The sequence below is a fragment of the Salinibacterium sp. genome, assembly GCF_031364185.1.
Taxonomy (GTDB): Bacteria; Actinomycetota; Actinomycetes; order Actinomycetales; family Microbacteriaceae; genus Rhodoglobus.
In genome coordinates this window covers 1-13,704 of record NZ_JANLVV010000350.1, presented here as the reverse complement: position 1 = coordinate 13,704, position 13,704 = coordinate 1, and the positions used below count along the sequence as shown (strand labels likewise).

Here is a 13,704-nt window from a genome sequence, read left to right as displayed (position 1 = left end):
CGACGACATCATCGTGGTGGGGGCAACACCACTGTTCATGACGGACTACATCGCCTGCGGTCGCGTGGTTCCCTCAAGGATCGCCGAGATCGTGGCGGGCATTGCGCAGGCATGCTCGGCGACCGGGACGGCACTGGTCGGCGGAGAAACGGCCGAGCATCCTGGGCTCCTCGGGCCGGACGATTACGACGTCGCCGGAGCCGCGGTTGGCGCGGTCGAAGCCGAGGCGATGCTCGGTGCGCACCTGGTTCAGGATGGCGACGTGGTCGTCGCAATGGAGTCATCGGGCCTGCACAGCAACGGGTTCTCGCTCGTGAGGCACGTCCTCGCCTCGCGCGACATTGGGTACACCGATCGGTCAGATGACCTCGGAGGCATCGTCGGCGAGGTGCTGCTGGAGCCGACCCGTCTCTACACCGCAGCCCTGCTTCGTGTGCTTCCCAGCGGGGGAGTACATGCTCTCAGCCATGTCACGGGCGGTGGCATTGCGGCGAACCTGGCACGCGTACTTCCCGTGGGCTCGTGGGTACAGGTCGAACGCTCCAGCTGGTCGCCGCCCCCGGTATTCCGGGTGTTGTCTGCTCTCGCGGGTTCCACCCTCGAGAGCGCCGAAGGAACCTGGAATCTCGGTATCGGCATGATCGCGGTGGTGAGCCCTGAGTCTGCGGGCCGGATCATGGCGGCGTTGACGGCCGACGGCATCCACTCATGGCAGATCGGGCGGGTGCACACCGCAGTCCGCGACCTCACGGGCTTCGCCCAGGGCGCCAAGGGCATTAACGGGGGCGCCGTGCGCCTGATCGGCGCGTTCGCCGACTGAGTCCACGGTGCGCGGCACGCCCACGGCGCTCCACTGACCAGGGCGCGATGTTCATAACTCCTGCAATCGAGCGCGGAGTCGCACGTCGGGCCCCGGAATTGCGCCGATCTCTCAGGTCGCCTGGCACGATCTGCAGGAGTTATCAACATCCGGACCCGGTCACTACCCGTCGCTCGGTCAAGAGCGGTGTCGAGCGGTACTGGCAGGGGCGATCACCGGGCGCGGTCACCGTCCCGTCCCTGAGGAACGGGGTTAGCCTGAGCTAGGCGCTCCGCGACTCGTCTTCGTCGTCTTGGTCCGTCGCGTAACGATCGATGTACGGATCGTCCTCGTCATCTTCCACGGGTGTCGCGCCCGCGAACTCGGGCCATTTCTCCAGGTCTTCCTCGAGTTTCGGGTCGACCGCAGCCCCTGGAGTCCCGAGTTCTTTCGCGAGGGCACCGTAGTTGGTGTCCGGACTAAAGTACTTGAGGTCTCGTGCGACCTTCGTGTGCTTCGCCTTTTGACGGCCGCGTCCCATGCGAGACCCCCTCATACGTCTGTCCCGGTGCACTGGCCTGCGCACCAAAGAGCGCAACCCGGCGAACGAGCGAACAGGGATGGATGAAAACTAGGCCTTAGTTTAGCATGCGGCCTCCGCCAGATCACCGCAGCTCTCGCCCGTCTCAGCCGCGACGACTAACGTTGTCGGGTGACCTCCGCCAACACCGATACCTCCGTTGTGGTCATTGGTGCCGGACAGGCTGGACTGTCAGTTGCGTACTACCTGAAACGACTCGGGCTCGACCCCGGCAACGATTTCGTTCTCCTCGATCGCGGGCCGACAACCGGTGGCGCCTGGCAGTTTCGCTGGGAGGCCCTGCGCATCGGATCAGCTCATAAGATCAACGATCTTCCGGGGTTCGATGAGCTCGGTGTGAGCTTCGAGACTGCAGATCGGCACTCTCCCGCGAGGGACGTCGTTGCGGACTACTACCAGCGTTACGAAGACCATTTCGGCTTCCAGGTTGTCAGGCCTGCCGATGTCACGGCTGTCGAAAACTATGACGCCGATCTGATTGTCACTCTTGCTGATGGGGATGACGTGCAGCAGGTCACGACCGAGACCGTGGTCAACGCCACGGGCACCTGGGGTGCTCCCTTCATTCCCTGGTATCCGGGGTTGCGCTCCTTCACCGGCAGGCACATCCACACCAATGACTACGTGTCGGCGCAAGACTTCGAAGGCCAGAGCGTCGTCGTCGTTGGGGGAGGTACGTCCGCGATCGGATTCCTGCTCGAGCTGGAAAATGTTGCGGCCGAGACGATCTGGGTCAGCAGGCGACCGATCGACTTCCTGGAAGATGGTGGACTCAACCTTGAGGCACGAGTCGAGGCAGTGAAATTGCAGGATGAGGCCGCACGCGCCGGCCGCGCGCTGCCCAGCATTGTCAGCGGCACAGGGGTTCCACGTACGCGACGCATCCAGGCCGGCATTGATCGCGGCCTGCTGAAACCCCGACCGATGTTCAGTTTAATTGAGCCGGAAGGCGTCAGGTGGCTCGACGGGACATTCCACAAAGCGGATGCGATCATCTGGTCGACTGGTTTCAGGCCGGAACTTCGCCACCTCTCTCCGCTTAAACTTCGCGAAAAGGGCGGCGGGGTGTCTGTAGCATCCGGAGTCGCCCTCGGTGACTCGCGTGTGTTCTTTGCGGGCTATGGACCCCAGGCGAGCACCATCGGCGCTAATCGCGCTGGCCGCATGATCGCCCGCCAGGTGATCGCGACCCTGAGCAAGCGGCAGGCGAGTCGCGGGTAGCAATACCGGGCTAAATGCCCGGCGTCTGAAATTTGCTGGTGAGGTTTGGTCACTGCGACCGATGCGGCCCTCGCCATAGGTCGGAGCCCGTCTTGCGTGCGCCGCCCCGCCTTCCCCGCGGCTTCTGCGCACGTCTGGGACAAGTGCGTACGCGCGCCACACCGCAGTCGCCCCGAAACAGCGCAGACGATGAGCGGATGACGTTTTCTCCAACGAACTACCAGCGCACGACACTAGAAACCCGAAACCGATGAAAGAGCCGAAGCCGAAGCCGAGGCAACGGCGCCGATGACTGCGCTGTCGATAGTGAAGAGTACGACAACGACCAGGGCGAGCTCAGGCCCACGCGAACGCAGCCCCCCCACTTCGGGGAACTCGGGCAGCGTGGTCAGCCGACGACGAACGGCAGGCTGCCGCTCGTGACTTCCCCGGCCGAGTTGATCACCACGCCACCCGTGACTCCGCCGAACACGAGGCCGTTGACGGTCATGGCACCGACGGCTTTTGTGGGAGCTATACCTAGTGTTCCATCGGGGGCATCCGGCGCGAGCCCGAGCACGCTGGCCAGCACCGAGATCGCGGACGCGGCCGACCAGGCCTGTGGCCGACAGGCCGCCGCATAGGGCACCGGACGTGCAAACTCGGTGGCGGAGTCACCCGAGTGCAATTCCGGCATCCGGTAGTCGAAGCCGGATGCCGCGGCGAGCAGCCCGCGAGTCAGCTCGTCGGCTTCGTTCCGGAACCCCTCCCGCGCCAGACCGGCGATCGCGATCGCGGTGTCGTGCGTCCAGACGGACCCACCGTGGTAGCTCAGTGGCCAGTATCCGGCGGAGTCCGTGGACATGGTGCGGAGGCCATAACCCGAGTTGAGCGAGGGCGCGACGAGTCGAGCGGCCACGAGCGCGGCCTGCCGCTGGTCGAGAATTCCGGTGCCGAGCACGTGACCGATATTGCTGGTGACGGTGTCCACGGGATTCTTGGCGGAGTCCAGGGCGATGGCAAGGTGTGCGCCATCGGCATCCTCGATCCAGAACTTGTCGTGGAACGCGGTGCGCAGGCGCGAAGCCCATTCGCGCCAGGGGGAGCCGTTCGCACCGAACGCGTCGAGCAGGTCTGCCCCGTGTATGGCCGCCTCGTACGCATAGGCCTGTACCTCGACCAGGGCGATCGGGCCGGTCGCCAGCGTTCCGTCTCGCCACTGTACGGAGTCACCCGAGTCTTTCCAGCCCTGGTTCGAAAGGCCGCGACCGGTCTTGTCCGCATACTCGAGCAGGCCGTCGCCGTCGGAGTCGCCGAAGTCGCGCATCCACTCGAGGGCGCGTTCGAGGTGGGGCAGCAATGCGCGCACCTCCTCGACGGGCATCCCCCACCTCCAGGCGTCGTGCAGCAGGCAGATCCAGAGCGCGGTCGAGTCGACGGTGCCGTAGTACAGCGGCGGCAGGTGCAGGCCCTCCGCGGGAATCTCGAGTGCAACGCGCCGCAGCTCGTGCATAATCTTGCCCGGCTCCTCGGCCGTGTCGGCGACCGGGGTGGTGCCCTGCAGGCCCGCGAGAACGCGAAGGGTGTCTGCGGCGATGCGGGTTCCGAGGGGCAACATGAATCGCGCGGCCCAGATCGAGTCACGCCCGAACAGGGTGAAGAACCACGGAGCGCCGGCGGCAAAAAATTGTTGGTCGGGCCGCGCGGTGGGGCTCAGTCGAAGGGCGTCGAGATCATTGAGGGCTCGGGATGCCCACCGCCCCAGCCGATCGTCGTCGGCATGCAGTTCGGGCACGACCCACGGTGCTGGACCCACCGCCCCTCGCACGACGGCGAGTTCGTCGGTGGCGGTGTACGACCAGGAGACGGTCGCGGAACCGCCCGCCGGGACGGTCACACTCCACGAGATCGAGTCGGCGGTGACGGACGCACCTTGCGCCACGAGGCCGACCGACACGTCTTCGCCAGACCACACCGCGCCGCCGGAGGGAGCATTGCCCGTCGATACCACCGGGGACGAGTCCGCGCTCAAGCCTGACTTGATGAAGTCCATGCTGGTGGCGTCGGCGACGAAGTCGATTCGCACCTCGGCGACAAGCTCGTGGTCGAGCCGCGAGATGATCTCGAGCCGCTCAGTGACGCCGGTCACGGTGGCGGTTCGCAGGTGCTCGGCCCGCACGCCCGGATCGGGCGTCACGTCGTCCAGCTGACGGGCGAGGGAGACGAACGCGGCCGCGTCGGCACCTCTGGGCACGGTGATGAGATGCTCCAGCGGGGCACCGGCGACGAAGATCGACTGGGCGGAGACAATGCGAACATCCGAGAAATAGATGCCGTGGATGGGCCGAGACCCGAGCGATCCGTCCTCGGCCGACCAGACCTGCGTTGGTGCCCGCAACACCACAGTTTCGTTGTGCAGTAGCGGCTGCAGAAGGGGTTGTTGGCCGGGCTCGTAGCGGGGTTGAAGGAGGGTGTGCTCTGTCGGCAGGTGGGCATCCATGAGTATTCTCACGACTCCTCAGTGAATTGGTGTGATAACTCGAAGTGGCAACCCGGTTGACTTTTTCGGCTACCGAGGTAACGTAACACTTAGTATTTGATCGATCAAACTTTGGGATGCCGCCCCCGCGTGCCATCAGCTCGTCCCCTCGGTAGTGAGCGGCGCAACTGAGTACGCGTGACGAGGTCATCCCAGAGTTTGATCGTTCAATAAGCGCACGACGAGTGGCCAAAGGAGGCCGATGTGGCACAGCTGCCCACTGTCGAGGATGTCGCCCGCGTCGCGAGTGTCTCCCGCCAAACCGTCTCTAACGTGCTGAACTCGCCCGAGATCGTCAAGCCGGCCACCCGCGGCCGTGTCGAGGCCGCCATTGCCGAACTGGGATATCGGCAGAACGCCTCAGCGCGCCGGCTTCGCACTCGTCAGTCGTCGACCATCGGCATCCGCCTTGACCCGGTGACGAACGGGATCTCGGGCTCGGTGCTCGACCGGTACCTTCATGCCCTCACCGAACAGGCCGCCGAGCGCGGCATGCGCATCATGCTGTTCACGGCAACCGACCTCGATGATGAGGTCGAGCAGTACCGCACCCTGCGTGACGGCGCCGACGTCGACGCCTTCATCGTGACCGCCACTCGCTATGCAGACCCTCGCATCGACTGGCTCATCGCCGAGCGCGTACCTTTTGTCAGCTTCGGGCGCCCCTGGGGTGCCGATATGGATGCCCGCAATCACCTGTGGGTGGACGTCGACGGTTTCGCCGGTCACTACGAAGCAACCAGGCATCTGATCGGTCGCGGGCTGACCCGCATCGGCTACTTCGGCTGGCCCGCGGGATCGGGAACCGGTGATGAGCGACGTCGCGGCTGGGCGACCGCAATGGTCGAAGCCTTCGGGCTGGACGAAGCGCAGCTCGAGCTGCTCACCACCCGAACCGAAGAGGGCGTACCGCAGGCTCGCCGCCTCATCGAGACCATGTTTGCGGCAGAACACGATCTCGATGCCCTCGTCTGCGTCAGCGACTCGGTTGCGCTCGGGGCGATGATGGCCGTCAACGAGGCCGGCCGCAAATCCTTCCCCGTCATCGGCTTCGACAACACCGCCGTAGCGCAGGCCGTGGGCCTGTCGAGCGTGGAACAACGACTTGACCAGGTCGCGGCGGGAACGCTCGAGCTGCTCATGGGCGCGACGGGCCGTCGCGTGCTCCCCCACGGAGAAGAACGGTCCGATGATGAGGCCGGCGGTCCCGATACGCGCCACCGCCTGATCACCCCGAAACTTGTCGTCCGCCGGTCGAGTCACCTGGTGCCCGTCGACGAGAGTGAAAGCACCGAGATCGAAAGCACCGAAGTCGGCAGCACTGCAGCCGGCAATCACTATCGAGAGGAAATGCAATGAAGTACAGGAAATGGGGCGCCGCCCTGCTCACCGTAGGGGTTGTCGCCAGCCTGGGAGCGTGCGCAAGCGCGGGCGGAGACTCGACCGCCGGACCGCAGAAACTGACCATATTGATCGGCTCGAGTGGTGATGCCGAGACCGCGGCGGTGACGAGCGCGGCCGATGCGTGGGCCGCAGATAACAACGCCGAGGTGGAAGTAATCGCAGCGAGTGACCTGACGCAGCAGCTGAGCCAGGGTTTCGCCGGTGATGACGCGCCCGACTTGTTCTACATGAGCTGGGACCAGTTTTCGACCTACGCCAGCAACAACTTCCTTGAGCCGTACGCGGCCGACCTTGGCAATGCCGGCGACTTCTACCCGGCGCTGGTCGACACCTTCACCTATAAAGACACGTTCACCTGCGCGCCGAAGGATTTCTCGACGCTCGGCCTGATCATCAACACCGACCTGTGGGCAGCCGCGGGCTTGACGGATGCCGACGTCCCGACCGATTGGGACAGCCTGCAGGCGGCGGCCACAAAGCTGACCACGCCGACGACGGTGGGTCTCTCGTTCGGACTCGAATATGCTCGCGCCGGTGTGTTCATGAACCAGGCCGGTGGACAGCTGGTCGACGGTGACAAAGTTACCGCGGACAGCGATGAGAACGTTGCCGGCCTCGAATATCTCCAGAAGCTGCACGATGCTGGCGTGCTCAAGTGGCCGTCAGAGATCTCTGCGGGCTGGTCGGGCGAAGCACTCGGTGCTGGCAAAGCGGCAATGGTGATCGAGGGCCCCTGGATCAAGGGCATCAAGGGCGACTTCCCCGACACGAACTACGCGGCCTTCGAGCTCCCCGCGGGTCCGAAAGGCCCGTCGACGTTCACGTTCACCAACTGCTGGGGCATTCCTGCCAACTCTGATACGAGGGATGCCTCAGTGTCGCTGGTCGAGTATCTCACCTCTGATAAGCAGCAGCTGGCCGCGGCAGACGCCTTCGGCGTCATCCCGTCCACCAAGTCCGGTGCCGCCGAGTACGCGAAGAAATACCCGGAGAACGCCTCATTCGTGGCCGGAGCCGAGTATGCGGTGAGCCCGGTGAACTTTGCCGGGTCTGCGACGGTCATCAGCGACTTCAACGCGCAACTCGAAACGCTCGTCGGAGGGGATGCGAAGAAGATCCTCGGCACCCTGCAGACCAATCTGCAGTCTGCACTCGACGAAGCGAACGGCAACTAGCACCCCCCGCGGGTCGGGCCGGCCGGAACGTCAGTTCCGGCAGGCCCGATCATCCTGACTATTCGGTCCATCCTGACCAGGGAGAGCACCATGGCACAGAGTTATCGCGGCACGGGCTATCGGGGCACGGGCATCCGCGGCGCGGAAGGCCGCTACGGCTGGGCGTTTGTCGCCCCCGCCATCCTCATCATCGGCGTGTTTCTCGTCATTCCCATCTTCCTGGCGCTGTTTGTCAGCTTCAGCAACTGGAACGGGCTCGGGTCGCCGATCGGCAACTCGGCACTGGTCGGCGGGGACAATTACGCGAAGGTGCTGGTGGAACCGGGCCTTGCCCAGCGTGACTTCGGCCTCTCCATTCGCAACAACCTCTACTACGTGATCCTGGTTGTGCCGCTGCAGACCGCACTCGCGATGTTTCTGGCAGTTCAGGTGAACCGGCGCATCCTGCGGGGCCGCGGCTTCTTCCGCACCGCGTTCTACTTCCCCTCGGTCACCAGTTCGGTGGCCATCGTCACCATCTTCATTTTCCTGTTCACGGCCTCGGGCGCCGTCAACGCCATCCTGGGCTTCTTCGGGACGGATGGGCCGAACTGGTTCTCAGACCCGAGTGGTGTCATCCACAACCTGCTGGCCGGCGTGGGCGTGACCAGCGCACCCGAGGCGCTGACGGCGGCAGGTCCGTTGGGGCTCGACTGGTGGTCATGGTTGAGCGGGCCGTCCGTGGCCATGTGCGTGCTCATCATCCTCGCGATCTTTACTACCTCGGGCACTTTCATGCTGCTGTTCCTCGCCGCACTGCAGAACATCAGCGGTGAGATCGACGAAGCAGCGATGGTGGATGGGGCCGGGGGGCTTCGCAAATTCTTCTCCGTTACCCTGCCGATGCTCAAGCCGACGCTGTTCACCGTGCTCACGCTCGGGCTCATCGGCACCTGGCAGGTCTTCGACCAGATCTACCTCACCGGAAAGGGTGCGCCGGGAAAGACCCTTCTCACCCCGGCCTATCTCGCCTACGACACCTCGTTCAAGGGGTTCAATTGGGGCGAGGGCGCCGCGATTTCGTTCATCCTGTTCATCATCATCGTCGCGTTCACCCTGCTGCAGCGCTATGTGCTTCGGGATCGTGACCTGGGCCGGTCGGGCGAGCGGCGGGCCGCCAAGCGTGAGAAACAATTCCAGTTGGAGGCCGCCCAGGGTGCGGCACAGGCCGCCCAGAAATCCGCCAGCACCACCGCACAGGGGAAACGACGATGACCACCACAGCAGAGCAGGCGACCCGACTGGCCGCCCCGCCCATCGACCTCACTCCACCGGCCAGGCGCAATCGACAGGTATCTGGGCGTCTCCGCGCCACCGCGATCCTGAGCTATCTTGTGCTCATTCTGCTGGCGCTCATCTATATCTATCCGTTTCTGATTTCGATCGCGGGAAGCCTCAAGACCGACAGCGACGCGACCCAGGACCCGCTGTCACTGATCCCCGCGACCTGGACAACCGCGGCCTACGAGAGGCTATTCACCAGTGTTCCGCTGCTGCAGTGGACGGCCAACTCGGCGTTCATCACCGTGATCGTCACCTTCGGGCGAGTGTTCTTCGACTCGCTGGCGGGCTACGCCCTGTCACGCCTTCGGTTCCGCGGACGTAACGTCGTCTTCGCGGCGGTTGTCGCCGTGATGGCGGTGCCCGGGGTGGTGCTTCTCATTCCGCGATTCCTGGTGTTGAAGGAGCTGGGACTCTACAACAGCTTCGGTGGGATGATCCTTCCGCTGGTCATCGACGCCGGCGGCATCTTCATCATGAAGCAGTTCTTCGAGTCGATTCCGGTCAGCGTCGAGGAGGCCGCGAGGATCGACGGGGCGGGTATCTTCCGCACCTTCTGGACGGTCGTGCTGCCGATGGCGCGTCCTGCGATCATCACCCTCTTCATCCTGAGCTTCCAGGGCTCCTGGAATGAATTCTCGCACTTCGTTATCTCGCGCCAGGATCCGGATCTCAACACGCTGACGACGGGCGTGGCATCCCTCACTTCGGGAGAACTGGGCACGGGTAACCAGTACCCGCTGCAACTGGCGGCCGCGGTGCTGATGTCGATTCCCGTCGTCGTGATCTTCTTCATCTTCCAGAAACGGCTGATGAACACCACGGAGGGTGGCGAGAAGGGCTAACCCCGCCGCCCGCCGCGTCGAGCGCGGTCGTTCGGTGCGAGCGCGCGCGTGCGCACAGCCGCGCTCGCGCCGAACAGGCGCGGTCGGCCCCCGCAAGCGGCGCGTGTGGTCACGGCGCCGTCAGCCGAGCAGCGATACCGCGCCGAAGCCGAGCGCTGCGGCCCCCACACCGAGTGCCAGGGTTAGGCCGACGTTCAGCACCGCCGGTCGTACCTTCCCGTCGAGAACGAGTTCGATCGTCTCGACGCTGAAGGTGCTGAAGGTGGTCAGGCCCCCGCAGAATCCCGAGAGCAGGATCACGCGAAGTTCGGCGTCCATTCCGGCCGTCGTCGCGAGCCCAAGCACCACCCCGGCAACGGCCGAACCGAGCACGTTCACCATGAGGACCGCCCAGGGAAACCCGCGCGCGCCCGCCGCCGTCACCACGACGAACCGCAGCAGCGCGCCGCAGACCCCCGCCGCGATCACGGCGGCCGCCAGCACCGGGCTCATCGATCCACCTCTGGCCGTGTGCGAGCCCGTGGCCTGCCCAGGCGCAACCCGGCCCACGCCGCGGTGAGTGCGAGCACGAGAGTCGCTGCGAGATACAGCGCGGCGGGCATCCATTCGCCTGTTGATACCAGCGAGATGGATGCCACGGCCACCGCCGAGAACGTCGTGAAGCTGCCCAGCACCCCCGCCCCGAGCCCCGCGCGCAACCAGGATGGAGCGACGGGCCAGAGCCGCGCCACCAGTGCCCCGAGGATGAACGATCCGAACACGTTCACGACCAGGGTCGACACGGGTACGCCGCCCTGAGCGTGCGGCATGATCGCGTCGATTGCCAGCCGCAGGCCCGTGCCGAGGGCGGCCCCGACGGCGACGGCCGCGATGTCAGTTAGCTTCGCGGTGCGCACGCAACACGATCCCACACATCGTGGTGACGGAGGAAATGCGTGCGGAGTCCGCCCTCGACCTTCGCACGCAGCTCTACCTCGGGGTGCGGCAGGTGGGCGCTAGTGCGGCGCGGGTGGTTTCGGTTTCTTCGCAGTCGGGCCGGGGGTGGCTGGCTTTGCTTTCGCGACAGGCCCGGCTGCAGGGTTCGTCGCGGTTTTCGTCGCAGGATTCGTCGCAGGTTTTGTCGCGGTCTTCGTGGGAGCCTTCGCCCCAGGCGCCCTGGTGCCTGCCGTCTTGGCGGCCCCAGCTACAACCTTCGGTCGCACCACTGCCGAGGCGGGCGGCATCGGCTTGCGGGCGACGGGTCGCCGCAGCTCGCCTCGACGATCCTGGCCCGGCAGTGGCCGAGAGCGGCGGCCATAAATCAGCGTCGATGAGTCGAGCAGCCACGGCACCATCGCAATCACGACGCCGTGCGATAGCGCAAGTTTGTGGCGGATGCGCCTCGCGGTGTGGTTGTGCAGCAGGTTTTCCCACCAATGACCCACGATGTAGTGCGGGGTGTACACGGTGATGACCTCAGAACCATGCAGCTCCCGGCGGTACTTAATGTATTTGATGAGCGGTGCGCTGATGTCACGATAGGGCGACTCCAGAATGTTCAGCGGAATCTTGATGTTCTGCGCCATCCAGTCTTTCTCGAACTGGTCGGTAGCGGCCTCGTCGATCGACACATGAACGGCTTCTATGGAATTGTGCCGCGCAGCGATCGCGTAATCGAGGGCCTTCAGTACGGGTTTCTGCATGCGGCCTACCAGGACGATCGCGTGGTCTCCGTCAGAGCCGAACCGGGTCGTCGGGTCTGCTTCGATCTCCCTGTCAACGTCGCGGTAGTAGCGGTTCACTCCGAGCATCAGCGTGAACAGCACGGGCATGATGACGTACACCAGCCAGGCTCCGTGAGCGAACTTGGTGATGGTCACCACAATTAGCACGCTGGCGGTCATGGATGCGCCGAGCGCGTTGGTCGCAAGGCTTCGCCAGACGGCGCCACGATCCGAGCAGCCGTTGCGGAGCATCCTGAGCCAATGTCTCACCATGCCGATCTGGCCGAGCGTGAACGAAATGAACACCCCGATGATGTACAGCTGGATGAGCTCGGTCACCTGTGCGCGATAAATGACCAGGATGATCGCCGCCACCACGCCGAGAATGAGCACACCGTTCGAGAAAATCAGGCGATCACCGCGGGTCGAGAGCGCTTTGGGTGCGTAGCGATCTCTCGCCAGTACAGAGCCGAGGAGGGGGAACCCGTTGAATGCGGTGTTCGCCGCGAGCAGCAGCACCGCCGCCGTTGCTCCCTGGATGATGAAAAACAGGATGCTGTTATTGCCGAACGTAGACGATGCCAATTGGGCGACAAGGCTTCGCTGTGGCACGCTTTCGCAGTTGGCGTAGCCAATCAGGTGACACGCGTCCTCCGCGTAGTGCACTCCCGCAATGAGGGCCAGCGTGATGAGGCCGACGAAGAGGGTAACGGCGATCGCGCCCATCGCTACGAGCGTCTTTTGGGCGTTCGTCACGTGCGGCTTGCGGAATGCGGGAACCCCGTTCGAGATCGCCTCGACGCCCGTGATGGCGGCGCATCCACTCGCAAAAGAGCGGAGCAACAGCAGGATGATGCCAGCCTGCGTCAGGCTCTCGGCCTGCACCGCGTAGCCGGCGCTCTCCGCCACCGGCGGGTCACCCGCTATGGTGCGGGCGAGGCCGACGACCACCATCACGGCAATGCTGCCGATGAAAAGGTAGGTGGGCACGGCGAAGGCTTTGCTCGATTCGCGCACGCCACGAAGGTTGATGGCAGCCAGCAGGATGATGAAGCCGACGGCGATCTCGATGCGGAACGGATTCAGAGCCGGAATCGCCGAGATGATGTTGTCGACTCCGGATGCCACAGACACCGCGACCGTGAGCACATAGTCGACCAGCAGGGCAGACGCCACGACCAAACCGGCCTTCTCGCCGAGGTTCTTCGAGGCAACCTCGTAGTCACCACCGCCACTCGGATACGCCTTGATCAACTGTCGATAGGAAAGCACGACGACCAGCATCAGTATGACGACAGCGGCAGCAACCCACGGCGCAAATGAGAGGAAGGCGAGCCCGCCCACCAGCAGGATCATCAGCAGTTCCTGCGGTGCGTAGGCCACAGACGAGAGAGGATCGCTGGCGAAAATCGGCAGCGCCAGATGCTTCGGCAGCAGCTGGCCTTCGAGCTTTTCTGAGGCGAGCGGCTCCCCGATGATCCACCTCTTGGGCGACCGTGTCTCGTTTGTCACGAGGATCGACCCTACTCCTCGCGACGGAACTGTCAACATCCGGGTGGTGGCCGGGCGTACCAGCATCTCGGTTACCGCCAGGTGAGCCTCGTAGGGCCCGGTGCGCAACACCCGCTGAGTCGCGGCAGACACGACGGATCGGTTCGCGGCATGGGTGCGCAGTTCGGCGCGCATGGCCGCGCTACCGCGTCGCTGCACTCGCCGCAACTGAGAGTGCAGTCGTGGCCCTGTCCTCCGGCGATAGAGGGCCGTTACTGCACTCTGGCTTGGGGCCGACGGGGATTGGTCCGTGCGGTTCAGTGAACTCTTGCCGGGCATGCTCGCGAGCTCGCGCGAATGACTGAGCATGTGAGCTGCCGGCGGGAGCGCCGCAGCTTTCGGAAACTCAGGAGATCACGCCTCCACGGGGCGTTTTCGGCGTGGGATGAGCCGGCGAGGAGCTCATTTCCTGAATTTCCGAAGGCTGAGGGACCGGCGCAGGTGACGCGGGCGCGGCGACGGTGCGGCGCGGCGCGGCGGTGGCGGGCGTGCCGGCAGCAACCGCGGGCCCACCCGGCACCCGCAGCAGAGGCAGGGTCACGCCCACCATCGGCCCGATGAGCACCG

General features: G+C 64.7%; 11 protein-coding genes and 1 pseudogene. 6 read left to right on the top strand and 6 right to left on the bottom strand.

All coding sequences use genetic code 11. The annotated features are described in order from the left end of the window. Nucleotides 1–820: phosphoribosylformylglycinamidine cyclo-ligase (purM, locus tag RMN95_RS15575; RefSeq protein ID WP_309617820.1), on the top strand; the 820-nt coding region annotated here is incomplete at its 5' end. Nucleotides 821–1,082: 262 nt separating this feature from the next. Here the strand turns inward: purM and RMN95_RS15570 are convergent. Further along, entirely contained in the window at nt 1,083–1,340 is a 258-nt protein-coding gene (locus RMN95_RS15570; RefSeq protein ID WP_309617819.1) for a DUF3073 domain-containing protein, read from the bottom strand. Between the two features lie 171 nt (nt 1,341–1,511). Between RMN95_RS15570 and RMN95_RS15565 the strand changes: the two genes are divergently transcribed. Next, complete coding sequence (locus tag RMN95_RS15565) at nt 1,512–2,621, top strand: NAD(P)-binding domain-containing protein (RefSeq protein ID WP_309617818.1); 1,110 nt, start codon at nt 1,512–1,514, stop codon at nt 2,619–2,621. Nucleotides 2,622–3,009: 388 nt separating this feature from the next. Here the strand turns inward: RMN95_RS15565 and RMN95_RS15560 are convergent, their stop codons facing one another. Continuing rightward, a complete protein-coding gene (locus RMN95_RS15560) occupies nt 3,010–5,112 on the bottom strand; it encodes a glycogen debranching N-terminal domain-containing protein (RefSeq protein WP_309617817.1) in 2,103 nt (700 codons plus the stop codon). Nucleotides 5,113–5,343: 231 nt separating this feature from the next. Between RMN95_RS15560 and RMN95_RS15555 the strand changes: the two genes are divergently transcribed. The 4 genes from RMN95_RS15555 (at nt 5,344) to RMN95_RS15540 (ending at nt 9,883) form a co-directional block, all read left to right on the top strand. After that, nucleotides 5,344–6,498, top strand: coding sequence for a LacI family DNA-binding transcriptional regulator (locus RMN95_RS15555; RefSeq protein ID WP_309617816.1), 1,155 nt, complete (start codon nt 5,344–5,346; stop codon nt 6,496–6,498). Next, a complete protein-coding gene (locus RMN95_RS15550; RefSeq protein WP_309617815.1) occupies nt 6,495–7,718 on the top strand; it encodes an extracellular solute-binding protein in 1,224 nt (407 codons plus the stop codon). Before RMN95_RS15555 ends, RMN95_RS15550 begins: the two co-directional genes overlap by 4 nt. 90 nt (nt 7,719–7,808) lie before the next feature. After that, nucleotides 7,809–8,972, top strand: a complete 1,164-nt coding sequence (locus RMN95_RS15545) for a sugar ABC transporter permease (protein ID WP_309617814.1) — start codon at nt 7,809–7,811, stop codon at nt 8,970–8,972. Next, nucleotides 8,969–9,883: a carbohydrate ABC transporter permease gene (locus RMN95_RS15540; RefSeq protein WP_309617813.1), complete on the top strand. Its 915-nt coding sequence runs from the start codon at nt 8,969–8,971 to the stop codon at nt 9,881–9,883. The genes RMN95_RS15545 and RMN95_RS15540 overlap by 4 nt, the downstream gene beginning before the upstream one ends. A 120-nt stretch (nt 9,884–10,003) precedes the next feature. Here RMN95_RS15540 and RMN95_RS15535 read toward each other — a convergent pair whose 3' ends face one another. The 4 genes and pseudogenes from RMN95_RS15535 to RMN95_RS15520 all read right to left on the bottom strand — a co-directional run. Further along, a complete protein-coding gene (locus RMN95_RS15535; protein ID WP_309617812.1) occupies nt 10,004–10,375 on the bottom strand; it encodes a CrcB family protein in 372 nt (123 codons plus the stop codon). Further along, nucleotides 10,372–10,779 (bottom strand): CrcB family protein, encoded by a 408-nt coding sequence (locus RMN95_RS15530; RefSeq protein ID WP_309617811.1) that lies wholly within the window; start codon nt 10,777–10,779, stop codon nt 10,372–10,374. Before RMN95_RS15530 ends, RMN95_RS15535 begins: the two co-directional genes overlap by 4 nt. A gap of 99 nt (nt 10,780–10,878) precedes the next feature. After that, nucleotides 10,879–13,137, bottom strand: coding sequence for an amino acid permease (locus RMN95_RS15525; RefSeq protein ID WP_397545305.1), 2,259 nt, complete (start codon nt 13,135–13,137; stop codon nt 10,879–10,881). Nucleotides 13,138–13,483: 346 nt separating this feature from the next. Then, nucleotides 13,484–13,704 (bottom strand): annotated as a pseudogene (locus RMN95_RS15520) (hypothetical protein); the annotation flags it as partial.